Origin of the sequence: Corynebacterium timonense, assembly GCF_900105305.1 — a bacterium.
GTDB lineage: Bacteria > Actinomycetota > Actinomycetes > Mycobacteriales > Mycobacteriaceae > Corynebacterium > Corynebacterium timonense.
The window spans coordinates 1,587,243-1,609,886 of sequence record NZ_LT629765.1 but is presented as its reverse complement, the minus strand read 5'-3'; the positions used below and the strand labels follow the sequence as shown (position 1 = coordinate 1,609,886).

At 69.3% G+C, this 22,644-nt stretch carries 22 protein-coding genes; 14 read left to right on the top strand and 8 right to left on the bottom strand.

Going from position 1 to position 22,644, the window contains the following annotated elements:
- Positions 1-9 precede the first annotated feature (9 nt).
- The 3 genes from BLT81_RS07605 (at position 10) to secA (ending at position 4,175) form a co-directional block, all read left to right on the top strand.
- Positions 10-615 carry a ComF family protein gene (locus BLT81_RS07605; RefSeq protein ID WP_019194440.1) on the top strand — a complete coding sequence of 202 codons (606 nt, stop codon included), beginning with the start codon at positions 10-12 and terminating at the stop codon, positions 613-615.
- 126 nt (positions 616-741) lie between these two features.
- Complete coding sequence (gene hpf / locus BLT81_RS07600) at positions 742-1,401, top strand: ribosome hibernation-promoting factor, HPF/YfiA family (RefSeq protein ID WP_019194441.1); 660 nt, start codon at positions 742-744, stop codon at positions 1,399-1,401.
- 224 nt (positions 1,402-1,625) lie between these two features.
- On the top strand, positions 1,626-4,175 hold the full coding sequence (secA, locus tag BLT81_RS07595) for a preprotein translocase subunit SecA (RefSeq protein ID WP_019194442.1): 2,550 nt from the start codon (positions 1,626-1,628) through the stop codon (positions 4,173-4,175).
- Positions 4,176-4,194: 19 nt separating this feature from the next.
- On the opposite strand, the gene BLT81_RS07590 is transcribed toward secA, so the two are convergent.
- Positions 4,195-4,566 (bottom strand): hypothetical protein, encoded by a 372-nt coding sequence (locus tag BLT81_RS07590; protein WP_019194443.1) that lies wholly within the window; start codon positions 4,564-4,566, stop codon positions 4,195-4,197.
- Positions 4,567-4,714: 148 nt separating this feature from the next.
- On the opposite strand from BLT81_RS07590, the gene BLT81_RS07585 reads away from it, so the two are divergent.
- Both BLT81_RS07585 and BLT81_RS07580 read left to right on the top strand, forming a co-directional pair.
- Positions 4,715-5,128, top strand: a complete 414-nt coding sequence (locus BLT81_RS07585; RefSeq protein WP_019194444.1) for an HAD-IA family hydrolase — start codon at positions 4,715-4,717, stop codon at positions 5,126-5,128.
- Positions 5,129-5,626, top strand: coding sequence for a DUF6912 family protein (locus BLT81_RS07580; protein ID WP_040421430.1), 498 nt, complete (start codon positions 5,129-5,131; stop codon positions 5,624-5,626).
- Here BLT81_RS07580 and rsgA read toward each other — a convergent pair.
- Entirely contained in the window at positions 5,600-6,625 is a 1,026-nt protein-coding gene (gene rsgA, locus BLT81_RS07575) for a ribosome small subunit-dependent GTPase A (RefSeq protein WP_081582949.1), read from the bottom strand. The genes BLT81_RS07580 and rsgA overlap by 27 nt on opposite strands.
- Before the next feature lie 5 nt (positions 6,626-6,630).
- Positions 6,631-7,905 carry a 3-phosphoshikimate 1-carboxyvinyltransferase gene (aroA, locus tag BLT81_RS07570; protein ID WP_040421521.1) on the bottom strand — a complete coding sequence of 425 codons (1,275 nt, stop codon included), beginning with the start codon at positions 7,903-7,905 and terminating at the stop codon, positions 6,631-6,633.
- Between the two features lie 21 nt (positions 7,906-7,926).
- Between aroA and BLT81_RS07565 the strand changes: the two genes are divergently transcribed.
- Positions 7,927-8,586, top strand: a complete 660-nt coding sequence (locus BLT81_RS07565; protein WP_019194448.1) for an SOS response-associated peptidase — start codon at positions 7,927-7,929, stop codon at positions 8,584-8,586.
- A 7-nt stretch (positions 8,587-8,593) separates the two neighbouring features.
- Here the strand turns inward: BLT81_RS07565 and BLT81_RS07560 are convergent, their stop codons facing one another.
- Positions 8,594-9,010, bottom strand: a complete 417-nt coding sequence (locus BLT81_RS07560; RefSeq protein ID WP_231286640.1) for a YbaK/EbsC family protein — start codon at positions 9,008-9,010, stop codon at positions 8,594-8,596.
- A gap of 91 nt (positions 9,011-9,101) precedes the next feature.
- Here BLT81_RS07560 and BLT81_RS07555 point away from each other — a divergent pair, with 91 nt between their 5' ends.
- Together BLT81_RS07555 and rsrA are read left to right on the top strand one after the other, a co-directional pair.
- Positions 9,102-9,710: a sigma-70 family RNA polymerase sigma factor gene (locus BLT81_RS07555; RefSeq protein WP_040421522.1), complete on the top strand. Its 609-nt coding sequence runs from the start codon at positions 9,102-9,104 to the stop codon at positions 9,708-9,710.
- Positions 9,710-9,991 carry a mycothiol system anti-sigma-R factor gene (gene rsrA, locus BLT81_RS07550; RefSeq protein ID WP_019194450.1) on the top strand — a complete coding sequence of 94 codons (282 nt, stop codon included), beginning with the start codon at positions 9,710-9,712 and terminating at the stop codon, positions 9,989-9,991. The genes BLT81_RS07555 and rsrA overlap by 1 nt, the downstream gene beginning before the upstream one ends.
- Before the next feature lie 75 nt (positions 9,992-10,066).
- Here the strand turns inward: rsrA and BLT81_RS13360 are convergent, their stop codons facing one another.
- Complete coding sequence (locus BLT81_RS13360) at positions 10,067-10,141, bottom strand: 50S ribosomal protein bL37 (RefSeq protein ID WP_100227335.1); 75 nt, start codon at positions 10,139-10,141, stop codon at positions 10,067-10,069.
- A gap of 122 nt (positions 10,142-10,263) precedes the next feature.
- Complete coding sequence (locus BLT81_RS07545) at positions 10,264-10,521, bottom strand: WhiB family transcriptional regulator (RefSeq protein WP_019194451.1); 258 nt, start codon at positions 10,519-10,521, stop codon at positions 10,264-10,266.
- 600 nt (positions 10,522-11,121) lie between these two features.
- On the opposite strand from BLT81_RS07545, the gene BLT81_RS07540 reads away from it, so the two are divergent.
- Positions 11,122-11,622 (top strand): hypothetical protein, encoded by a 501-nt coding sequence (locus BLT81_RS07540; protein WP_231286641.1) that lies wholly within the window; start codon positions 11,122-11,124, stop codon positions 11,620-11,622.
- Here BLT81_RS07540 and BLT81_RS07535 read toward each other — a convergent pair.
- Positions 11,619-12,815, bottom strand: a complete 1,197-nt coding sequence (locus BLT81_RS07535) for an Rv3212 family protein (RefSeq protein ID WP_019194453.1) — start codon at positions 12,813-12,815, stop codon at positions 11,619-11,621. The genes BLT81_RS07540 and BLT81_RS07535 overlap by 4 nt on opposite strands.
- A complete protein-coding gene (locus tag BLT81_RS07530; protein ID WP_019194454.1) occupies positions 12,812-14,188 on the bottom strand; it encodes a DEAD/DEAH box helicase in 1,377 nt (458 codons plus the stop codon). Before BLT81_RS07530 ends, BLT81_RS07535 begins: the two co-directional genes overlap by 4 nt.
- A 134-nt stretch (positions 14,189-14,322) precedes the next feature.
- Here BLT81_RS07530 and BLT81_RS07525 point away from each other — a divergent pair, with 134 nt between their 5' ends.
- From BLT81_RS07525 to BLT81_RS07505, 5 genes are read left to right on the top strand one after another with little or no spacing between them, the layout of a single operon-like run.
- Positions 14,323-14,547: a DUF3107 domain-containing protein gene (locus tag BLT81_RS07525; RefSeq protein WP_019194455.1), complete on the top strand. Its 225-nt coding sequence runs from the start codon at positions 14,323-14,325 to the stop codon at positions 14,545-14,547.
- A 22-nt stretch (positions 14,548-14,569) separates the two neighbouring features.
- Complete coding sequence (locus BLT81_RS07520) at positions 14,570-15,484, top strand: DUF3152 domain-containing protein (RefSeq protein ID WP_019194456.1); 915 nt, start codon at positions 14,570-14,572, stop codon at positions 15,482-15,484.
- Positions 15,485-15,495: 11 nt separating this feature from the next.
- The gene (locus tag BLT81_RS07515) at positions 15,496-16,227 is read left to right on the top strand and encodes a hypothetical protein (protein WP_231286642.1); all 732 of its coding nucleotides are present in this window, start codon (positions 15,496-15,498) and stop codon (positions 16,225-16,227) included.
- Between the two features lie 18 nt (positions 16,228-16,245).
- A complete protein-coding gene (locus BLT81_RS07510; protein ID WP_019194458.1) occupies positions 16,246-19,308 on the top strand; it encodes an ATP-dependent DNA helicase in 3,063 nt (1,020 codons plus the stop codon).
- Entirely contained in the window at positions 19,301-22,597 is a 3,297-nt protein-coding gene (locus tag BLT81_RS07505; protein WP_019194459.1) for an ATP-dependent helicase, read from the top strand. The genes BLT81_RS07510 and BLT81_RS07505 overlap by 8 nt, the downstream gene beginning before the upstream one ends.
- Positions 22,598-22,644 lie beyond the last annotated feature (47 nt).

Here is a 22,644-nt window from a genome sequence, read left to right as displayed (position 1 = left end):
GGGCGCCGCATGCTGGAGCTTCTGTTGCCCCGGCGTTGCGCCGGGTGCGGCGCGGCGGGCGAGCACGTATGCGCCCGCTGTCGCGCGGCGTTGAGCGCCGCGCCGCAGAGGGTCAGCCCGCCGACGTTTCCGCACGTGCCCGTGTTCGCCTTTGGCACCTACGCGGGGGCGCACCGCGGGATCGTCTTGGCAATGAAGGAGCGCGCCAACCTCGCGGTTCGCCGCCACGCCGGGGCGGTGCTGGCGGCGGGGCTTGACACCCTCGCCGCCCGCGGGGAGATCCCGCAGCGCGTGGGGCTCGTGCCGGCCCCCACCCGGGCGCGATCGGCGCGGGCGCGCGGGGGAGACCCGGTGGAGGCGCTGTGCCGGGCCTCCGGGCGAGACACGTGGCCCGTGCTCTCACTCGGGGAAGGGGTCGCGGACCAGGCGGGGTTGGGGGCGCAGCAGCGGCGCGCCAACCTGTCCGGGCGGGTGCGCGCCGTCGCGGCTCCCGCCGGGGCGCTCGTGCTGGTCGACGACGTGGTGACGACGGGGGCGACGCTGCAGGCGAGCGTCGAGAAGCTGTGTGCGCTGGGCGGGGATGTCGTGGCGTGCCTTGTGTTCTGCGCAGCGTGAGACGGCGTGAGGCGGTACGAGACGGCGCGGTACAGAGGGTTTTCACACCGAATTCTCGGCCCAATTGGTTATGACCACTTGTATACTGGGGGTGTTCCCGTTCCGACAACCCCAGGGAGGAAGCAGATGACATCTGCAGGCAGCAACGAAGTCCTGAGCCCCGAGGCCCAGGTGACCATCACTGGCCGCAACGTTGAGGTCCCTGAGCACTTCCAGGATCGCGTCAACGCGAAGCTGGCCAAAATTGAAAAGCTCGATCCGACCCTGACCTTCTTCCACGTCGAACTGCAGCACGAGCCGAACCCCCGCCGCGAAGCACACGCGCAGCGCATCCAGATCACTGCGACGGGCAAAGGTCACCTCGCCCGCGCGGAGGCGAAGGAGGATAGCTTCTACGCTGCGCTGGAGTCGGCCGTCGGCAAGCTGGAGCGCTCCCTGCGCAAGGTGAAGGTGCGCCGCGAGATCTCCCGCTCGGGGCACCGCGCGCCGAAGTCCACCGGGGAGATCGCGGCGCAGCTCGAGGCCGAGGCCCGCGAGGCGCGCGCGGCGGCGGAGGACGCGAGCGCGGACCCGTACGACCACCTCGTCGATGACTTCCAGCCCGGCCAGATCGTGCGCCGCAAGGAACACCCCGCCACGCCGATGAGCGTCGATGACGCCCTGTCGGAGATGGAGCTTGTGGGCCACGACTTCTTCCTGTTCATCGACAAGGAGACCTCCCGCCCCTCCGTGGTCTACCGGCGCCACGCGTACGACTACGGCTTGATCGCGCTCGCTCACGAGTAGCGCCCGCTCGTAGCCACGGTCTGCAGCCCGCCCCGCCGCCTCCTTCGGAGAGCGCGGGGCGGGTTTTCGTAGGCTTCTGACAGTACTTGCGGGGCTGGGTGTCAGAGGCGTGCGTACAATAGCGGGTTGGTACGAGTCCGCCGCCGCGGGCTGGCCCGGGGGTCACGCCTCGGAAAACTCGGAAACTAACTCGAAAGCAACCCCGAACGAAGGACGAAACGCACGTGTTTGGACTGTCAACGCTGCTGCGTGCCGGCGAAGGCCGCACCGTCAAGCGCCTGAGCAAGATCGCCGACCAGGTCATGGACCTCGAGGAGGAGTACGCCGCGCTCACCGACGCGGAGCTTAAGGCCAAGACCGTGGAGTTCCGGGACAAGCTTGCCGGTGGCGCGTCGCTCGACGACATCCTCCTCGACGCGTTCGCTACCGCCCGGGAGGCGTCGTGGCGCGTTCTCGGGCAGAAGCACTACAAGGTGCAGGTTATGGGTGGCGCCGCCCTGCACTTCGGGTCCGTCGCCGAGATGAAGACCGGTGAGGGCAAGACCCTGACCTCCGTCCTGCCCGCCTACCTCAACGGCCTTGAAGGCAAGGGCGTGCACATCGTGACGGTCAACGACTACCTGGCCAAGCGCGACTCGGAAATGATGGGCCGCGTCCACCATTTCTTGGGGCTCGAGGTCGGCGTCATTCTTTCCGAGATGCGCCCGCAGGAGCGCAGGGAGGCCTACGCCGCTGACATTACCTACGGCACCAACAACGAGCTGGGCTTCGACTACCTGCGCGACAACATGACGCGTTCGACGGCGGACATGGTGCAGCGTGGCCACAACTTCGCCATCGTCGACGAGGTGGACTCGATTCTTATCGACGAAGCCCGCACCCCCCTGATCATCTCGGGCCCGGTGGACGGATCGAGCCAGTTTTACACCGTGTTCGCGCAGCTTGCACCTCGGATGCGCGAGGGCATCCACTACGAGGTGGACCGCCGCAAGCGCACCATCGGCGTGAGCGAGGAAGGCGTCGAGTTCGTCGAGGACCAGCTCGGCATCGATAACCTCTACGCCCCGGAGCACTCCCAGCTGGTCAGCTACCTGAACAACGCACTCAAGGCGAAGGAGCTGTTCGAGCGCGACAAGGATTACATCATCCGGCAGGGCGAGGTGCTCATTGTCGACGGCTTCACGGGGCGTGTCCTCGCGGGACGCCGCTACAACGAGGGTATGCACCAGGCGATCGAGGCGAAGGAAAACGTCGAGATCAAAAACGAAAACCAGACGCTGGCGACGGTCACCCTGCAAAACTACTTCCGTCTCTACGACAAGCTCGCCGGCATGACCGGTACGGCCGAGACCGAGGCGGCGGAGCTGCACCAGATCTACGGGCTCGACGTGGTGGCCATCCCGCCGAACAAGACCAACCAGCGCGTCGACCGCGACGACTTGGTGTACAAGACCCAGGAGGCGAAGTTCGCGGCGGTCGCCGAGGATATCGCGGAGCACGTGGCCAAGGGCCAGCCGGTGCTGGTGGGCACGACCTCGGTCGAGCGTTCCGAGTACCTGTCGCAGCTTCTCACCCGCAAGGGTGTCAAGCACAACGTGCTCAACGCGAAGCACCACGAGGAGGAGGGCCGTATCATCGCCGAGGCGGGCCTGCCCGGCAAGGTCACGGTGTCGACGAACATGGCGGGCCGAGGCACCGACATCGTGCTCGGTGGGAACCCCGAGGTGCTTCTCGACGCCCAGCTTCAAGAGCAGGGCCTCGACCCCTTCGAGGATGAGGAGCGCTACCAGGAGGCGTGGAACGAGAAGCTCCCGCAGGCGAAGGAGCGCTCGAAGCAGCTCGGCGACCAGGTCCGGGCGAGTGGGGGCCTGTATGTCATCGGCACCGAGCGCCACGAGTCCCGCCGCATCGACAACCAGCTGCGCGGCCGCTCCGGCCGCCAGGGAGACCCGGGCGAGACCCGCTTCTACCTCTCCATCCGCGACGAGCTCATGGTGCGCTTCGTGGGTCAGTCTCTCGAGAACATGATGAATCGCCTCAACGTGCCTGACGACGTCCCGATCGAGGCGAAGATGGTTTCCAACGCCATCAAGGGCGCCCAGGCGCGCGTGGAGAACCAGAACTTTGAGATGCGCAAGAACGTGCTCAAGTATGACGAGGTGCTCAACGAGCAGCGCAAGGTGGTCTACCGCGAGCGCCGCGAGATCCTCGACTCCAAGGACATCAAGGACCAGGTCCGCCGCATGATTGGCGACACCGTTGGCGCCTACGTCGACGGGGCGACCCGCGAAGGCTACGTGGAGGACTGGGACCTCGGCGAGCTGTGGTCCGCGCTCGACTCGCTTTACGGCCCCTCCATCACCGCCGAGGAGCTTGTTGAGGGCAGCGAGTACGGCCGCCCCGGTGAAATCTCCGCCTCCCAGCTGCGCAGCGCGCTCGTCGCCGACGCCCAGAAGCAGTACGACGCGCTCGAGGCCAACGTCGCTGAGATCGGCGGAGAGGCGCAGATGCGCAACCTGGAACGGATGGTCATCCTTCCGATCATTGACACGAAGTGGCGCGAGCACCTCTACGAGATGGACTACCTGAAGGAGGGCATCGGCCTGCGCGCGATGGCGCAGCGCGACCCGTTGGTCGAGTACCAGAAGGAGGGCGGCGACATGTTTAACGCGATGAACGAGGCGATCCAGGAGGAGACGGTGCGCCAGCTCTTCCTCATGCGTCGCCAGTTCGAGGCACAGCCCGCCGAGCAGGGGGGTACGACGTCGGCGTAGGTTCCTGCTCAGCGGGCGCTCAGAGGACCTTGAAGGAGACGAGTGTGCCGCCCTCGATGCGGGCGACGTAGGCGTAGCGGCGCCCGCCGGCATGTACCGTGCCAAAGAACTCGCCGCCCTCGCGGGCGTGGCAGGTGAGGATGCGTACCGGGCCGGCGGGCGCGTTCGCGCGGCGGCGCGCATTAATGTGCCCGCGCACTCGTGCCGCGTACTGGGCGTGAGCGAGCGAGGAGGCCTCGCGCACGCCGAAGGCGGCGTCGAGGGCGATCGCCACCAGCGGCGACGGGCGGTCCGTTCCGCGCGTGACCGCTCGCGGTGCCGGCGGGCGGGGGCGCGCGGGGGGTTGCACTACAACCTTGATGTGCTGGTGGCCGGGGACTGGGTAATACATGCTTCCTCCTCGTCGGTCGCGCGCCTGACCAGGCGCGGCTGGGAGGGCAGACGCGGTGCGGGGTGAGTAGTATTATGGCACTCGCGCTGGCCGCAGGGGCACGACGGCCGCACACTTTAGTAGGCAAGAAAGAGACGGTTTGTAGCGAATGCAGGGACTCATCATTGACTACGCCGGGGTGCTTGACCTCGACGCGGAGGAGCAGAATCGCTGGACCTCGCTGATTGCGGCGGTCAAGGGCAAGGGCGTCGCCACTGCCATCCTCTCCAACGAGGGCGCCGAAGGCCCGACAGCGGACGCGATCCGCGAGTGGGAGTTCCGCGGCGTCGTCGACGCCGTTGTGTTGTCCGGCGAGATCGGGTTCGAAAAACCCGATCGCGCAGCCTTCCAGGCGGCCGCCAACGCCATCGACATCCCACTCGTTGACTGCGTGCTTATCGACGACGACATCATGAACGTCCGAGCCGCCGTCGAGCACGGGATGATTGGCATCCTCCACACCGCCTTCGAGCGCACCGCGGTCGAGATCCAGTCCCTGTTCGAGATCCCGGGGGAGTTCTAGGTGCGCGTATATGTGCCGGCGACCTTCGGGATGCTGAAGACGCTGTCGGAAGAGGGCGTCCTGCACGCCCGCAACGGCTGGGCTTTCGCGGTGACCCCGCAGCTGGTGGAGTTCTACGCCTCTGGGTCGCAGGAGGAGCTCGAGGAGGTCGCCTTCGACGAGGCCGCCCGCACCTCGATTCGCCTGCTCACCGTTGGGGACGAGGAGGAGTTCCCGCACCGCCGCGTCGTGGTGTCCGCGGACGTCGATGCGGTGACGGGGGCGCCGGACATGGGTGAATCCGTGGTGAAACTGGGCGGCCCCGTGGAGTTTGAGCAAGTCGCGGCGATTCACGTTGACATCAAGGAGTCGGAAGCGGCGACGCGCACGGCCATCGAGAATATCGACGCCGCGGAGCTCGGCGACGAAGACGCGGAGCTCGCCGTCGGCGACGCTCTGGACAACTACATGGCCTTCTACGACCCGAGCGAGCTAGCGTTCCTCGTCGAGTTGCTTTAAGTCCCACTCGTTGTTCGAGCGCAGCGCCTCGAGCATCCGGCGCACGGCGAGCGCTCGACGCCGGGTCACGCTATCGGGGTCGAGCGCGTCCCAGGCGCACTCCGGGTCGGCCGGCGGGCCGAGGTGCGTGCACCCCCGCGGGCAGTTCTCGGCGGCGGCGTCGAGGTCGGGGAAGACGCGGACGACCTCCTCGGGCGAGACGTGGGCGAGGCCGAAGGAGCGGATGCCGGGGGTGTCGATGATCCAGCCGCCGCCGGGCACCTCGAGGGCGACCGACTGGGTGGAGGTATGCCGGCCCTTACCCACCCCGGACACCTCCCCGGTCTCCCTGTCGGCGTCGGGGACGACTCGGTTGACCAGGGTGGACTTGCCCACTCCCGAATGTCCGATGAGCGCCGAGAGCCTGCCCCGGATGAGCTCGTGAAGGTCGTCGATGGGGTCGTCGATGCCCACCTCGAAGACCTCGACGTCGAGGTCTTCGAGCTCGGCGCGGAAGACGGCCGGGTCGGCGAGGTCGGACTTGGTCAGGCATACCACCGGGGTCACGCCGCCGACGAAGGCGGCGATGAGGGCGCGCTCGACGAATCCGGTGCGCGGCGGCGGGTCGGCGACCGCGACGACGATGAGCAGGAGCTCGGCGTTGGCGACGATGATGCGCTCGTAGGGGTCCGTGTCGTCGGCCGTGCGGCGCAGCACGGAGGAGCGCTCCTCGCGTTTGACGATGCGCGCGAGGCTGCCCTCCGCGCCGGAGGTGTCGCCCACGACGCCGACGCGGTCGCCGACCTCCACGGAGACGCGCTTGAGTTCGCGGGCGCGCATGCACTGCACCACGGTGCCCGTGTCGGTGAGGACGACGCCCCAGCGGCCGCGGTCCTTGGTAATGACCATCCCTGAGACGGCGTCCGCGTGGCGGGGCCTGTCCTTGGTGCGCGGGCGCGATCCTTTCCCGGGCCGGACCCGGACGTCGGACTCGTCGTAGTCGGCCAGCCGCCGTGCCACGCGCCCTACACCCCCACCATGTCGGTCCACATGTCCGCGAAGCCGGGCAGCGTCTTCGCCGTGGTGGCCACGTTGTCCACGCGCACGCCGTGGGTGGTCAGGCCGATGATCGCGCCGGCGGTGGCCATGCGGTGGTCGGCGTAGGACAGCCACGTGCCGCCGCGCAGGGGGGTGGGGTGGATCCGCAGGCCGTCGGCGCGCTCCTCGCAGCGCCCGCCGAGCTTGTTGATCTCGTCGGTCAGCGCCTTGAGGCGGTCGGTCTCGTGCCCGCGCAGGTGGGCGATGCCGGTCAGCTCGGAGGGGCTGGAGGCCTGGGTGGCCACGGCGGCGATCGTGGGGGTGAGCTCACCGATGTCACCCATGTCGACGCGGATGCCGCGCAACGTGCCGCGCTGGGGGCCGCGCACCTCGAGGACGTGCGTGGCGCCCGCGGCGTGAAGCTCCACCTCGCAGCCCATCCGCTCGAGGATGCGGCGCACGGCGTCACCGGGCTGGGTGGTCGCGGCCGGCCAGTTGGGCACGCGCACCACTCCGCCGGTGACGGCCGCGGCGGCGAGGAAGGCGGCAGCGTTGGAGAGGTCGGGCTCGATGATCCAGGTGCGCCCGCCAATCGGCTGCGAGTCGACGGACCAGGAGTTCTCCGCGGCGCGGACCGTGACGCCCGCGTGCTCGAGCATCGCCACGGTCATCTCGATGTGGGGCGCCGAGGGCAAGGTGGCGCCGGTGTGGCGCACGGTCAGCCCGCTATCGAAGCGGGGGCCGGCGAGCAGGAGGCCGGAGACGAACTGGGAGGAGCCGGACGCGTCGATGCTGACGGCGCCGCCCGGCACGCGGCCGCGGCCCGAGACGCGAAACGGCAGCGTGTCGCCGGTGACCTCGACGCCGAGGTCGCGCAGGGCGTCGAGGATGGTGTTCATGGGCCGGGCGCGCGCCTGCTCGTCGCCGTCGAAAAGCACCGTGCCCTCGGCGAGCGCGGCGACCGGGGGGACAAACCGCATGACGGTGCCGGCGAGGCCGCAGTCGACCTCCGCGCCGTGCAGCGGGGCGGGGGTGACGCGGATCGCGCCGTCGGCCTCGTCGGAAAAGCCCGCGCCGAGTGCCTCGAGGGCTGCGCGCATGAGATCTGTGTCCCGCGAGCGCAGGGCGCCAACGACGCGCGACGGGCCGTCCGCGAGCGCGGCGAGGACGAAGGCGCGGTTGGTCATGGATTTCGACCCCGGCACGGGCTGGGTGTGCGTCACGGGCGCGGGGGCGAACGGCGCGGGCCACAAATCAGTCATGCGGACAATCATAATGGAGGCATGTGCGGTCGCTTTGTCCTCTTTACCTCGGGCCAAGACCTCATCGATGCCATCGGTGAGGTGCCCGGCGCAGGCCCCGTGCACGCCCCCGACGGGACGCCGCCCGCGCGCTACAACATCGCCCCTACCCAGCAGGTGCCGCTCGTCCGCTTCGCGGAGGAGGGCAGCCGACTCGACGCCGCCCGGTGGGGGCTCCTGCCCGGCTGGAAGAAGGACGATTCGGGCCCGCCGCTGTTCAACGCGCGCGGAGAGACAGTCGCGGAGAAGCCCTCCTTCCGCGCGGCTTTTCGACGCCAGAGGGGCCTGATGGTCCTCGACGGCTACTACGAGTGGAAACACGAGGGCGGAGCGAAGCAGCCCTACTACGTAGCCCCGGAGGATGGCCTCCTGTTCGCGGCGGCGCTGTGGGACACGGGCGGCGAGCGGCTCTCCACCACGATGGTCACCACGGACGCGCCCGAAGAGACGGCGTGGCTGCACCATCGCCTGCCGCTGTTCCTCGAGCCCGCGGAGGTGCAGCAGTGGGTAAGCGGCACCCCGGAGGAGGCGCTCGAGCTCGTGCACCCCTCGCGGGCGGCAGGTCGGCTGCGGGCGCAGGAGGCCGCGCCCGAGGTGGGCAACGTGCGCAACGACTACCCGGAGCTGATGTCGGCGAACTGAGCGCCCGTCAGCTCGGCGAGTGCGGCGGGGCACGGCGCACCGACAGGCCGCGCTGTCCGGCGGAGACGGTGAGGGTGGCCAGGGCGGCGAGTGGGGCGTCGATACGCGAGGGCGGCGGGGGCGCGTGCCCAACGGCGAGATGCCCCCGACGCCGTAGCCCGTGGCCCGCTCGGCGCGCTTCCAGCCGAGCGCCTGCGCGGCGCGCTTGAGGCTCAGCTGGCGTGAAACGGGAACGCAGCGCAGCGCAGCACAGCGCTAGAGAGCCGTCGGTCCCCTCGACGACCAGTGTCTTTGCCACCTCGTCCAGGTCGAGCCGAAGCTGCGCTGCGGAGTGCTGCCCGACGTTGTCGCGGCTAGGGGCGCACTCGAGCACCTCGTGCGGGGTGTCGCCGAGTGCCTCGAGGGCGCGGGTTGTGCGGGCCAAACCTTCTCGGTGCTCGTGTGGCCCCTCATCATGGCAGCATCATGGCAGAGGGTGTGGGCGCTGCGACTGCCGGTGGCCTACAATGGCCGGCATGGCCGACCCTGCTGATGCTGACCTGCGTGAGCGCTTCACCCACGAGGCGATGCCGCTCCTGGACCAGCTCTACGGGGGCGCGCTGCGGATGACGCGCAACCCCCAGGACGCGGAGGACCTCGTCCAGGAGACCTACCTCAAGGCGTTCAACGCCTTCGGCAGCTTCACGCCAGGCACGAACCTGAAGGCGTGGTTGTACCGCATCATGACGAACACGTACATCAACACGTACCGCAAGAAACAGCGCCGACCTGTGGAGACGTCCGCCGACGACATCACGGACCACCAGCTCTATACCTCCAGCTCCCACGACTCGATGGGCCTCGAATCCGCCGAGGTGGAGGCGCTGAAATCCATGCCCAACACGCGGATTTCGCAAGCGCTCAACGAGCTCAACGAGGACTACCGCATGGTGGTGTACTACGCGGACGTCGAGGGGCTGGCCTACAAAGAGATCGCCGAGGTGATGGACATTCCGCTCGGGACCGTCATGTCGCGGCTGCACCGGGGAAGAAAACAGCTCCGCGGGATGTTGAAAGACGTGGCCAACGAACAAGGGATTGGGCTCGAGCCCGACGGCAGCACAGATCCAAGGAGTGGGAACTAATGGGTGCAGGAGACCAGCAGAACCCGAGCTGTCACGAGGCGAGGGAGCTTTTGCTCGAGCTTCTCGACGGCAACCCCACCGCCGCCCGGGCCAACGAGATCCGCCACGCGCTCAGCGCGTGTCCGGAGTGCTGGGGCCACCTGACCGCCGAATTGGAGGTGCGCGGGCTCGTGCGCGAGTGCTGCGGCCAGGTGCACGCCCCGGAGCAGCTGCGCCAGCGCATCATCACGTCGCTGACCACGACTACGGTCTCTGTCACCCGCTACCGGATCCAGCCCTAGCTCCTCTTCGGAAGAAAACACCCCTGCCGGGCCGTGCGGCCTAGGCAGGGGTGTCGTGCTTCTGCGGCGACGCGCTTACGCGTTGGGGCGCTTACCGCGGTTAGCGCTCTTCTTGCGGCGATCCTTGCGCTTGCGACCACGCTTGCTCATCGGGGGCCTCCTTACGTTGTGGCACAGTGCACAGTCCCCTGTGCGCTGGTGAGCCGGTTGACGGTGAACAGGAATTTTACTTTATAGCTCCCGTCCACGGGCCAGGAAATCGGGGGCGTGCCTTAGGCGCTGAGGCGCTGGCGGGCGCGCTGCTTGTTGCGGCGCTTGAGGGCGCGGCGCTCTTCCTCGGAGAGGCCACCCCACACGCCGGCGTCCTGGCCGGTCTCTAGGGCCCACTTGAGGCACTGGGAGGTGACGGGGCAGCGGTTGCACACCAGCTTGGCCTGCGCGATTTGCGCGAGGGCTGGGCCGGAGTTACCAACGGGGAAGAAAAGCTCGGGGTCTTCGTCGCGGCACATTGCTTCGTGGCGCCAATCCATGGTGAAATCTCCTTTGTCTGTGTGGTCGAGTCGCTTTCGCGCGTGCTGCACACCAATCCCGATGGTGTGTCGTGATGAAGTGCGGGCGGCGCGTCCAGGTTTTCGCGAGCACTCCCGGGTTCGGGGGCCGACGTTCGTTTTCCTGGAGTTCACCCGGCATCGGCCGAGTGTTCAGACCTGGGCAACCAGGTCTTTGTTTTTGCTACCCGAGAATGATGGCACGTGAACGGCGAGCGCGCTAGAGGTAAACGCCAAAAAGTGACGCATATCATACGAGTGGGACGCGTGGAAGTCGGGGCACGGCGGGGTGGTGGACGTCGAGTGCAGGCGGTTGCCAGCGACAAAATGCCCTCTGTCAGCGGAGATGAACTTTTGCTGTCAAATACGACCGCGGCCTCCATGGCAAATCGCCCCAAAGGCGCCCCCGCCGTGTGAGGGGTGCAGCCAGTGCCCGCGTCGCCCGGTGTTTACCTTGCCCGGGACCACTGTTCGGGGCCCGCTGTCCGGGGTCTGCTGTCGCGGCGAGCGCCGCGCCCGTGCTGAGCCGGGCAGCGGTGGCACGACCCGCGGGTACGGGTGCCGGAGCGATACACTAACGCCGTGAGTGAGAAGACAAACACCAACGCGGACTTTCCGGACAACCCGCCCCCGCGACAAGGCGCCCGCGCGGTGCCCGCGCCCCTGCGCTTCGGCTCGGTAGTGGTGCTGCTGCAGTGCGTCGTGGCGTACGGCTACGCGATCTGGCTCGTCGTGGCCAACCTGAGCGGAACAAGCGACGACAGCCTGACCTCCGAGTCCGCCGCCGCGGAGTACGTCGGCATCGGCACCGCGGTGTTCATCATTCTCATCTTCGGCTTCGTCGCCTGGTGCGCGGTGCGCCTGATCCGGGGCACCACTTCCGGTACCGGCGCGATCGTGCTTCTGGAGGCCATCCTCGTCGGCGTCGCCTTCTACATGTTCAGCGGCGGCGCGTGGGCGCTCGGCCTAGCGACGCTTCTGTCCGCGTTGCTCGCCATCATCGGCGTGTTCCACCCGGCCTCGGGGGAGCACCTCCGGCGGGTCTACGCGGACAAGACAGGCACTGGCACTGGCGGGCGTTAGTTCGCGGCGAGGTAGACGACCTCCGAGCCCCGCTTTTCGACGACCCCAGCGCCCGCCGAGGCAACCGAGACGGGGCCGGTGAACTCTGCGCGATCGACGGGAATGATGCGTTCGGCCGTCGCGGAGTCCCAGTCGACCACGGCGATGCCTCCGTCCGTGGCCACAAGGAGGCGATCCCCGGCGGCCACGCCGGTGCCAAGCGCGCCGTCGAAGGTGCCGCTCAACCGGAGGTCGGCGGGGTCGAAGAAGAGCAGCTGCGTGCCGTCGGAGTAGGTCATGTGGTGGGGCAGATCCCCGGTGGCGTCCTCGCGCAACGGCCCCTCGTTGTCGGCGAGGACAGGGGCGGGGCCGGACCACAGCTGTTCGCCGGCGTCGTTGTAGCTGGTCACCCGGGACGTGGTCGGGTCGTAGACCGCGGCGGAGTGCTGCCCCACGGCGACGAGGTAGGAGCCGGCCGGCAGGGTGACGTCCGCGGCGATCTCCGGCGCGCGGGCGTCCTCGGGCGTCGCTGCCTGCAGCCGCAGGTAGGTGCCGTCCCCGCATTCTTCGGTGACCGCGAGGAATTCGGTGCGGGTCAACGCCGAGGTCTGGGTGCACTGGTGCGGCTGCATGCCCGATTCCTGCGGCGCCTCGACGGCGCCGTACTCGACGGTGCGCACGAGGTCCGAGCGCCACAGCTCGGTCCGGGAAGGCGACGTGTACCCTACCCTGTCGTTAGAGGAGATCCCGCTCACGTGGTCGGGGGCGGGCGCGGAGCGCGTGCCCGCGTACTGGCCGGTCAACGCGGCGATGGCGACAACGTCGCCGCAGCCGGCCGGGCCCCGGTAGGTGGCGACGACTTTTCCCCACGCCTCGGCGAGCGAGCACAGTTCGGCGTCGCGCGTGTACGTCCAGGCGGTCTCGCCCTCGGGCGTCGTCGCGGTCAGGGTGGCGTCCGCGTGGGTGATGATGAGCCCCTCAGCGACGAGCGGGCGGGCGTTGGGGGAGTCGTCGACACGCCGGAAGCTCTCGGTCAGTGTGGCCGGGACGGAAGAGAGCTCGCCCGGGCTGGTGAGTTCCTGGGCCGCCGGGGCGAGGTCGGCGTCGCGGATCGGGGCCGTGACCACCGCGGCGGCGACGGCCACGGCGCTGAGCGCGGCGATGGCGCCGGTGGCGACGAGGTCGGCCCGGGTGCGGCGAAGCGGCGTGTTCATCGGCGGCGCCGCCTGCGGGAGCGGGGGGCGCCGTTCTGCTGGGCGGCGGGGCCGGGCTGGGCCCTGCGATCCTTCGGCGCCTGAGACTTCGGCACCTGTGACTTAGGCACCTGTGATTGTGGAACCTGCCGGGCGGGGCCGACGGAGGGGCCGGCGTCGGCGGGGATGTCGAGGGCCTCGAAAAGCTCGGGCGAGGTGGAAAACCACGAGGGCAGCTCGCCCATGTTCAGGCCGAGCTCGCTGTCGATGGCCTCCCACTTGCGGGCCTCGTCGAACCCGACGAGGGTGACCGCGATGCCCGAGTTGTGCGCCCGGCCGGTGCGGCCGATGCGGTGGACGTACGTCATCGGGTCGTCGGGGGTCTGGTAGTTGATCACGTGGGTCACGTCGTCGACGTCGATGCCGCGGGCCGCGACGTCGGTGGCCACGAGGATCTCGGCCTCGCCGCTGCGAAACGCCGCGAGCGAGCGTTCCCGGGCCTCCTGGTTCATGTCGCCGTGCACAGCACCGACAGGGAAGCCGCGGGAGGCAAGGTCCGCGGCGACGTCCGCGGCGGTGCGCTTCGTGCGGGCAAAGACGATGGTCCTGCCGCGCCCTGCCGCCTGCAAAATGCGGGCGGTGACCTCGGGCTTATCCATGCGGTGCGAGTAGAAGACCACCTGGCGGGTCGTGGTGTGGGTGGGCGCGGCGTCGCCCGACTCGGCGCGGATGTGCACGGGGCGGTTCATTAGTGAGCGCGCGAGGGCAAGGATCTGCCCCGGCATCGTCGCCGAAAACAGCATCGCCTGGAGGGGCGAGCTCAGCGAGGACCACAGCGTGTCGATGTCGGGCAAAAAGCCCATATCGAGCATCTCGTCGGCCTCGTCAAGTACGAGGATGGCGACGCTGTCTAGCACGAGGTCGCCGCGCTCGGCGAGGTCGATCAGACGGCCGGGTGTTCCCACCACCACGTCGACCCCCGCGCGCAGGGAGGCGATCTGCTCCTCGTAGGGGCGCCCGCCGTAAATCGTCGTCACGCGCACCGGCGTGCCTTCCGCTGCCGCGGCGAGGTCCTCGGTGACCTGGGCCGCGAGCTCGCGGGTGGGCACGATCACGAGCGCGCGGGGGGTGCCGTCGAGCTCGGCGATGCCAGCGTCGTCGAAGACGCGGTCGATGAGCGGCACCCCGAAGGCGTACGTCTTGCCCATGCCGGTGCGGGCCTGGCCGATCAGGTCTCGGCCCTCGAGGGCGAGGGGGATCGCCAGCTCTTGGATGGAAAAAGGGGCCGTGATGCCGCGAGCGGCGAGGGCGTCGACAATCTCGGCGGCAACGCCGAGCAGCGCGAAGGTGGCCTCGGGGCCGGGGGGTGTTGGACGATCGGCTGGGTAGGGCACACCAGGTATCCTATCGGGAGGTCGTTACAATGGGCACACCGCGGTGAAAAGCGGTTTTACACGCGCCCAGATCAGACCCAGATCAGATCCTGATCCGTTCAGGGCATAAGCAGAAGGACAGTGATTTCGCACCTATGGACATCAAGATTGGCCTCGCCGAAAGCCCCCGCGAGCTTGTGATTACGACCACGGGCGACCAGGAAGACCTCCTGAGCCGCATCACCCGCGCCATCGAAGGCGGGGAACCCACCCTCACCCTCACGGACGACCGCGGCCGGAGCTTCATTATCCGCACCGAGCGCATCTCGTACGTGGAGGTCGGCAACGCCACCTCGCACACGGTTGGCTTCGCCTCCTAGCGCCCGGCTAGATTAGGTCCCCATGACCCCACGCCACGTGCCCGAATCCGGCCAGAGCGAGCCTTTCCTCGTGCGCTTCGCTCGGGAGTACGGCTGGCGCGCCTACGCCATCCCGGTGCTCGCCGTGGTGACGGTCCTCGTGCTCGTCAACATGGTGCAAAACCCCGGGGATAGCGCGGTCGCCGCGCCTCCCGCGGCAACGCAGGAGCAGGACGCGCACGGGCACAGCCACGAGGGGCAAGCGGAGCGGACCATGATTGACCTTCCGGAATCCGACCCCGCCATCGACGAGCTTCCTCCGGGTGGGCCGTTCACCGAGCAGGGCGACGGGACCTACCGCGAGGTGGGCGCGCCGGGCGCCGCCGTCGGTCAGGGCGAGGAGCTGGTGGTGCGCTACGTCGTCGAGATCGAAAACGGGGTGGACACCACCACCTACGGCGGTGACGACGCCTTCGCCACGCTTATCGACGCCACCTTTGCCGACCCCCGAGGCTGGACCAACGACCCTCGCTTCCGATTCGAGCGGGTAAGCGCGGCCGACAACCCGTCCCTGCGCATCCAGCTGACCTCCGTGGGCACCACTGCCGAACGGTGCGGCGGGGATCTGACGATGGAGGTCAGCTGCCGCACGAAGATTACGGGCGAAGACACGGTGGTGCTCAACGAGTCCCGGTGGGTGCGGGGGGCGCGCCCCTTCGAGGGCGACCTGGGGCGCTACCGCCAGTACCTGATTAACCACGAGGTCGGCCACGCCATCGGCTTTGCCGACCACGAGCCCTGCCCGGCCGACGGCGAGCTCGCGCCCGTCATGATGCAGCAGACGCTGAGCACGAACAACGCCGAGCTGTTTGCCCTCGATCCGGAGGAGGTTTACCCGGACAGCCCTGAGACCTGCCTCGCCAACCCGTGGCCCTACCCTCGGCCCCCGGTTTTGTAGGCTCGCACACCGTGGATTTATCCGAAGTGGACATACCCAAGCACGTTCTCGCGGCTTTTCAGGTGGACGACACCCCTGCGTCGTCTGTCGTCCCCGCCGGCCCCGTCTGGGACAACGGGGCGCGCTTCGGGCGCGTTGTTGTCTCCACCGCCGCGCCGACGGCGGCGTGGGCAGCGAAGGTCCGCGAGCGGCTCGCCATCGACGGCATGCGGGTGGCCCGCCCGGTCCGCGCGACGGACGGGCGATTCGTTGTCGGTGGCTTCAAGGCGAGCGAGTACGCCGAGGGGGAGGTGGTGTCCCGCGTGGACGAGGCGATCGCCGCGGCGCTGTCCTACGAGGAGGCGATGCGCGAGGTGGCGGGGCCGACGGTCCAGCGCACCGACCGTTTCGCGGACGCCGATCGGGCGGCCTGGCGCGACGTCGAGGTGCCCGGCCCGACGTGCGTTGCGCACGCGGACTTCCTTTTCAGCTGCGCCTTCTCCGGGTCGCTGCCGCCGCTGCTGACTGACATCGTGCCCACCGCCGAGCCCCGCCCTGCGGGCTATACGGCCGCGCTCGTGCTTGTTGACGGCCTCCTGACCCGCTCCGTCGACGACAACGTCGTCTCCCGCTGGGCGCATATTGCGCACCTTCCGGAACTGGCGCTCCGAGCCGTCGAGTACCGGGAAATTCTGGCCACAGCGGCACATTCGAACATGCGTTCGGAAATTGAGCGGGTGCGCACGCTACTCGTGTCGGCCTAGGCTGACACAATAACGGGCATGGAATCAACGGCTCCCGTCCCCGTCACGCCGACAGCGTTCTTGGTCCCGCGCCCGCGCGCCACGGTCACGCGGGAGTGGGGCATCGACATTCCCCGCCGCGGAACGTGGAAGGTGACGGGGGAGGCAGGATCGGGCGTGTCCAGCTTCTTGGTCGACACCGCGGTGCGCACCATCAAGGAGGGGGCAGACCCCAGCGGAGTTGTCCTGCTCACCGCCTCCAAGGAATCCGCGTCGCGGCTGCGCACGCAGCTGTCGGACCTTCTGACCGGCTCCGGCTTCGTCGCCGATGCGCCACTTGTGCGCTCCATCCACTCGCTCGCCTTCGCCTTAGTGCGCCAGCAGGCCAGCGAGCAGATCCGGCTCATCTCCGGCGCGGAGCAGGACGCGGTCTTTCGGCAGCTGCTCCAAGGCCACGCCGAGGACGGGCGCGGGACGTGGCCGGCAGAGCTGCGCCCCGCCCTCGGCCTCGTCGGCTTCGCCCGCCAGCTGCGCGACTTCCTGCTCCGCGCCGTCGAGCGGCGCCTCGGCCCGGAGGAGCTCGCGGAGCTCGGGCGCATCCATCGTCGGCCCATCTGGTCGGCGGCCGCCGACTTCCTCCGCGAATACCAGCAGGTGATGGCGCTGTCGGGGGCGCGCAACCTCTCGGCCTCGGAGCTGGTGTCGGAGGCGCTGCGAGTGCCCTGGACAAGCCCGTGGCACACGGTGCTCGTCGATGATGCGCAGCACCTCGACCCGGCGGCCGCGGAGCTGGCGCGCCGCCTGGTGGAATCGGCGCACCTCGGTATTGTCGCCGGCGACGAGGAACAGAGCGTGTTCCGTTTTCGCGGCGCCTCGCCAGACTTCCTGCGCACGCTCGGCGGGCTGGACCACCAGGTCATCGGCCTCGGAGAGACGCGGCGCGCCCCCGCCCGCCACGCTGTGCGCGTCGACTCGTCGGCCACCCAGAACGCCGTCCTCGTCGATCGGCTGCGTCGGGCCAACTTGGAGGACAACGTGCCGTACCGCGAGATGGCGGTGGTGGTGCGGTCGACGGGAATGCTCGAGCCCGTGCGCCGCGCGCTCGTGCAGGCCGGCGTCCCGGCGGCGCTCAACCCGACGGACGTCGTCCTCAGCGAGCAGCGCATCGTCGCCTCGCTCCTGCTCGGCCTGCGCGCCCTCAACGAGGAGCTGGCGGCCTCGGAATGGCGCGAGCTCTTGTTGGGCCCCGTCGGCGGCACCGACCCCGTCACGCTGCGCCGCCTCCTGCGCGGGCTGCGCCGCTGGGAGCCGGGCCGCCGCGCCGAGGAGACGCTGCGCGAGATCCTGGTCAGCCGCTCGGCGCTGCCGGACTTCGGGGAGATGCTCACCGACCGGGAGCTGGACATTCTCACCCACACACGCGGCATCCTCGACGCCGGACGCGCCGCCCAGGAGGAGGGGGGCACTGTCGAGGAGGTGCTGTGGGCGGTGTGGAACGCCACGGGCTTGTCCAACAGACTCCTCGCCGAAGCCCTGCGCGGCGGGGCTGGCGGGTCTCAGGCCGACCGCGACCTCGACGCCGTGATGGCGCTTTTTGACGCAGCGGGGGACTTCACCGAGCGGCGTGCCTCCGCAGGCGTCGACAGCTTTGTCACCTATACCCTCGAGCAGGTCCTGCCCACCGGCGTGCGCGATCGGCGCACCGCCACTCCCGACGCCGTTGCCCTGCTCACCGCGCATGGCGTGGCGGGGCGTGAGTTCCGCCGCGTCATCGTAGCCGGGGTGCAGGAGGAGTCCTGGCCGTCGCTGGGGGAGACGGGCACGATCTTCGGGCAAGAGGACCTCGTCGACCTCATCGACAACGGTGTTGACCCGGCCGTGCCCGTGACCCACAAGGCCGAGCGGCTGAAAGAAGAACGCAGGCTTTTTCAGCTCGCCACGAGCCGGGCGACAGACGAGGTCCTCGTGACGGCGGTGGACGTCGCCGAAGGCGACGAGGTTATCGAGCCCTCCCGCTTCGTCGACGAGTTCTGCACCGAGCACGGGATCGAGGCGCAGGACCACAGCGCGGCCGACTACCCGCTGAGCGAAGAGGCGGGGCAGCACCCGGGGCAGGTAGCGACGCTGCGCGTGCTCGCGCACGACGAGCTGATTGCCGAGCTGCGCCGTTCCCTCGCCGCCGAGGGCACGGACGAAGCGACGCGGCGCCAGGCCGCCCGCCAGCTCGCCCGGCTGGCCGAGGCCGGCGTGCCCGGGGCGGACCCGGGGCAGTGGTGGACGGTGACGGAGCCGTCGACACGCGAGGCCCTGCCTCAGAGCTCCCGCCTGTCGCCCTCGCGCATTGAAAGCCTTCTCCAGTGCCCCATGAGATCGGTCCTGGAGCGGATGGTCGGGCTCGACTCCTCGCTGAACATGGTGTGGGGGTCCATCGCGCACGCCTACTTCGAGGCCGTGGGCAACGGCGTCGACGAGGTCGTGGCTCGCCGCGCCGCGGTGGAGGCCCGCCGGCAGGCGGACGACGCGCCGGCGTGGAAGGCGCAGCGCGACGTCGAAGAGTTCGAGGCGATGCTGGGCCGGGCCAACGAGTGGCTGCGCTCGACCCGCGGCACCTTCGAGCAGGTGGCGGTCGAGGCGGACGTGAACGTCGAGGTCGCGCCGCAGCTGCGCATCGTCGGCAGGGTCGACCGTGTGGAGCGCGAGCCCAGCGGCGCCTACTACGTGGTCGACCTGAAGACGGGGTCGTCGATCCCGAGCGCCGAGACGACGCGCGAGAACGCGCAGCTGCACGCCTACCAGCTCGCGCTGTCGCGGGGTGTGGTGCGCGAGGGAGCCGTGGTGACAGCCACGGAGGGCGACACGCCGCTCGAGGTCGGAGGAGCCGTGCTGCTGTACCCGAAGAAAGCGTCCAAGAAACCCACCACGCGCGAACAGGCGCGGAAAACGCCCGAAGAGCTCGACGAGTTCGTCGCCGAGATCAGCCCCCTTCCCGCCGAGATGACCGGTCCGGAACTGACCGCGCGCGCGGGCGAGCACTGCACGCGGTGCGCGGTGCGCGCTCTGTGCCCCGTGCAACCCGAAGGACAGGTGATCACCCATGCCTAACACCACACACCACGGGGACATGGACCCGGTACTGCTCTCGCGCTACCTCGGGCAGAAGTTCCCACCCACCGACCAGCAGGCCCGCATCATCGGGGCAGCCCCCGGTCCGCTCCTCGTCGTCGCCGGCGCCGGGGCCGGCAAAACGGAAACGATGGCGGCGCGCGTCGTGTGGCTGGTGGCCAACGGGTACGCCCGCCCAGAGGAGATCCTCGGCCTGACCTTCACCCGAAAGGCCGCCCGAGAGCTGGGCAAGCGCATCAGAGACCGCCTGGCCACCCTCGCCGAGAACCAGGACCTCGTGCGGCGCCTCGACCCGAGCGGGAAGCTTGGCGAGGCGCTCAGCGTCATCGCACCGACGGTCTCCACCTACGACTCCTACGCCGGCGAGCTGGTCCGCGAGTACGGGCTCTTGGTCCCCGTCGAGCCGGACGCGAGGCTCATTACCGCCGCGGAGCTGCACGCCATCGCCCTCGACGTGGTCACCGACTACTCGGGGCAACTCCTTGCCGCCGAGGGATCGAGCATGTCCACGTCCACGGCCGTGGATCACCTGCTTGCACTGGTGTCCTCAATGGGCAACGAGCTGGCCGCTCCTGCGGATCTGCGCGAACACGCGGAGACCTTCCTCAAAGAAACCGAGGAGCTTCCGAAGGGGCCGCGGCAAAAGGACGCGTTGAACTCGACCATGCAGGGGTGGCGCTCCACCCAGGAGAAACGCGCGAACTTTCTCCCCCTCGTTGAGGCGCTGGAACAGCGGCTGCGCGAGCGCGGCGTGGTCACCTTTAACGAGCAAATGTCGGTGGCCGCGCGCCTCGCCCGCGCCCACTCCCGCGTGGGCGAGTCCCAGCGGCGCCGCTTCCGCGTAGTCATGCTCGACGAGTACCAGGACACCTCCCACGCCCAGCGCGTCCTGTTGCGCAGCCTCTTCGGTGAGGGGCGCGGCGACGCGGAGCAGCACGCCCACCCCCTGACGGTGACGGCCGTCGGCGACCCCATGCAAGCGATTTACGGCTGGCGCGGCGCGACCGCCGCCAACCTCGCCGCCTTCGTGGAGGATTTTCCGCTGCCAGGCGGCGCGCCCGCGCCGAAGATGCAGCTGACGACGTCCTGGCGCAACCCGAAGGAGGTGCTCGACCTCGCGAACACCGTCTCCGACGCGTTGCTCGGTACCGGCCCCAGCCGCGCGGTCGCCCCGCTCGCGCCCCGCGACGGCGCCGCGGCCGGTGACGTCACCCTCGGCTACTTCGCCGACGACAACGAGGAAATCGCCTTCGTCGCGGACAACCTCGCCGAACAGTACGAACACAGTTGCGCCACCGGGGACGACTTTTCCGCAGCTGTGCTGGTACGCAAGAACGCGACCTCCGCCGAGGTCGCGGAGGCGCTCGAGCAGCGCGGGGTGCCCTACGAGGTGGTCGGGCTCGCCGGGCTTCTCGACATCCCCGAGGTCGCCGACACCGTCGCCATCGCCACGATGCTCGTGCGACCCGCAGACTCGGCCGCCGCGTTGCGCATCCTCACCGGGCCGGCTGTTGGCCTGGGCCTGAAAGACCTCGACGCCCTCGCGCGCCGCGCCGCGAACTTGCACGGAAGCGCTGGCGAGGAACCGGGGGACGAATCCGGCTCCGACGACCCCACCGAGCACCTGCATGCCCAGCTCGCACACCTCGTGGAGGACGCCGACGAGATCATGGCGGGGGGAGACCGCCCCCCCGGGCTCACCGACGCGGTCGCCGACCTGGGGGAGCCCGAGCGCTACTCGCCGCGCGGCCTGGACAGGCTGCGCGCCCTCGCCTCGACGCTGCGCGCGCTGCGCACCCGCAGCCTGGGCAAACGCCTGCCTGATGTGTTCGCGGACATCATCTCCGCCTTCGGCATCCGGACCGAGGTGCTCGCCCGCGCCTCGGCCGCGGGCACAGTTCACCTGGACCGGCTCCTCCACGAGGTCGCCGCCTACCCCGGCACCAGCCTGGAGTCTCTGCTCGACTACTTCGAGCTGGCGCGCCAACACGAGGACGGGCTGGAACCGGGGGCGGTGCCGATCAGCACCGACCGAGTGCAGATCCTGACCGCCCATAAGGCCAAGGGCCTCGAATGGGACACCGTGGCCGTGGTGCACGCAGATTCCTCCACCTACGACGCGAAAGCCGAAACCTTCCTCACCCAGATCAAGCACCTCCCTGACGAGGACTTCACGGCGTTCGACGAGGCGGACAACCGCTCCGAGTTCGAAAAGACTGCCAAGGCGTACATCACAGCGGAGCGGGAGAAGCTCGCCGAGGAGTCGGCGCGGCTGTTCTACGTGGCGCTCACCCGCACCGAGCGCAAGCTCATCGTCACGGCCGCGCGGCGCACCGCCGGGGCGGCCAAGGAACGCGACCCCTACGAGCACTTCGCCGCCCTCCGCGGGCTCGTGGCGGACGTCAACATCGCCGCGTGGGACGAGGGCGAGACGCCGGACGGCGAGGACGGCGGCGCAGAGGCGCCCGTCACCGAGGGAGTGTGGCCGCACTACTCGGTCGACGCCAACCAGGCGCGCGCGGCCCAGGACGTCCGCGCCGCCCGGGCTGACCTCCCCCCGCTCGCAGGCGGGGAGCTGTACTCGCTGTGGGAGCGCGACACCGAGGCCCTCATCAGGGAACACGAGGCGAACTCCCGCCCCGAGGTGCCAGTGGTCATCCCCGGAGAGCTCACGGCCTCCGACATCGTGGCGTTAAAAGCGGACCCGGCGCAGTTCGCGCGCCGGGCACGGCGGCCAGTGCCGTTCAAGCCGAACGCCTACGCGAAGCGCGGCACGGCCTTCCACGAGTGGGTCGAGGAGTTCTACGGGGCGCGGCCCCTGCTCAGCGAGGACGAGTTGCCAGGGAGCGAGGAGTCGGACGTCGATACGCGCACGCTTGAGCAGCTCAAGGGGAACTTCGCGCGGAGCCAGTGGGCGAACGTAACCCCGACCTACGTCGAGTACCCCTTTGAGCTCGCGCTCGGGGAGTCGGTGGTACGCGGGCGCATCGATGCGGTGTTCGAGTCTGACGACGGGTGGACCGTCGTGGACTGGAAGACCGGGGCCAAACCCACGGCCGGTGAGATGGAGTCGCTGAAACTGCAGCTCGCGGTCTACCGCGAGGCCTGGCGGCGCATCGCCGGGGACGGCCGGGAGGTGCGCGCGGTGTTCTTTTACGTGCGCACCGGGGAAAACTACTCCCCGGAGGGGTTGGCCGACCGCGAGGAGCTGGAGCAGTTGCTTCGGGATTCGTCGCGGGACGGGCTAGAGTTCCACAGCAGTGCTTAAAAAGTAAGGGGGACCGCCGATGAAGTGGTTCGGTAGCGTAATGCCGC

What these genes read in the sequence shown, in the direction of transcription:
- BLT81_RS07590 (WP_019194443.1), bottom strand. Translation starts at nt 4,566, where the DNA reads ATGTATTACCCAGTCCCCGGCCACCAGCACATCAAGGTTGTAGTGCAA.
- BLT81_RS07555 (WP_040421522.1), top strand. Translation starts at nt 9,102, where the DNA reads ATGGCCGACCCTGCTGATGCTGACCTGCGTGAGCGCTTCACCCACGAG.
- BLT81_RS07545 (WP_019194451.1), bottom strand. Translation starts at nt 10,521, where the DNA reads ATGGATTGGCGCCACGAAGCAATGTGCCGCGACGAAGACCCCGAGCTT.
- aroA (WP_040421521.1), bottom strand. Translation starts at nt 7,905, where the DNA reads ATGACTGATTTGTGGCCCGCGCCGTTCGCCCCCGCGCCCGTGACGCAC.
- BLT81_RS07565 (WP_019194448.1), top strand. Translation starts at nt 7,927, where the DNA reads ATGTGCGGTCGCTTTGTCCTCTTTACCTCGGGCCAAGACCTCATCGAT.
- BLT81_RS07510 (WP_019194458.1), top strand. Translation starts at nt 16,246, where the DNA reads ATGGAATCAACGGCTCCCGTCCCCGTCACGCCGACAGCGTTCTTGGTC.
- BLT81_RS07535 (WP_019194453.1), bottom strand. Translation starts at nt 12,815, where the DNA reads ATGAACACGCCGCTTCGCCGCACCCGGGCCGACCTCGTCGCCACCGGC.
- hpf (WP_019194441.1), top strand. Translation starts at nt 742, where the DNA reads ATGACATCTGCAGGCAGCAACGAAGTCCTGAGCCCCGAGGCCCAGGTG.
- rsrA (WP_019194450.1), top strand. Translation starts at nt 9,710, where the DNA reads ATGGGTGCAGGAGACCAGCAGAACCCGAGCTGTCACGAGGCGAGGGAG.
- BLT81_RS07520 (WP_019194456.1), top strand. Translation starts at nt 14,570, where the DNA reads ATGACCCCACGCCACGTGCCCGAATCCGGCCAGAGCGAGCCTTTCCTC.
- BLT81_RS07585 (WP_019194444.1), top strand. Translation starts at nt 4,715, where the DNA reads ATGCAGGGACTCATCATTGACTACGCCGGGGTGCTTGACCTCGACGCG.
- BLT81_RS07605 (WP_019194440.1), top strand. Translation starts at nt 10, where the DNA reads ATGCTGGAGCTTCTGTTGCCCCGGCGTTGCGCCGGGTGCGGCGCGGCG.
- BLT81_RS07525 (WP_019194455.1), top strand. Translation starts at nt 14,323, where the DNA reads ATGGACATCAAGATTGGCCTCGCCGAAAGCCCCCGCGAGCTTGTGATT.
- BLT81_RS07505 (WP_019194459.1), top strand. Translation starts at nt 19,301, where the DNA reads ATGCCTAACACCACACACCACGGGGACATGGACCCGGTACTGCTCTCG.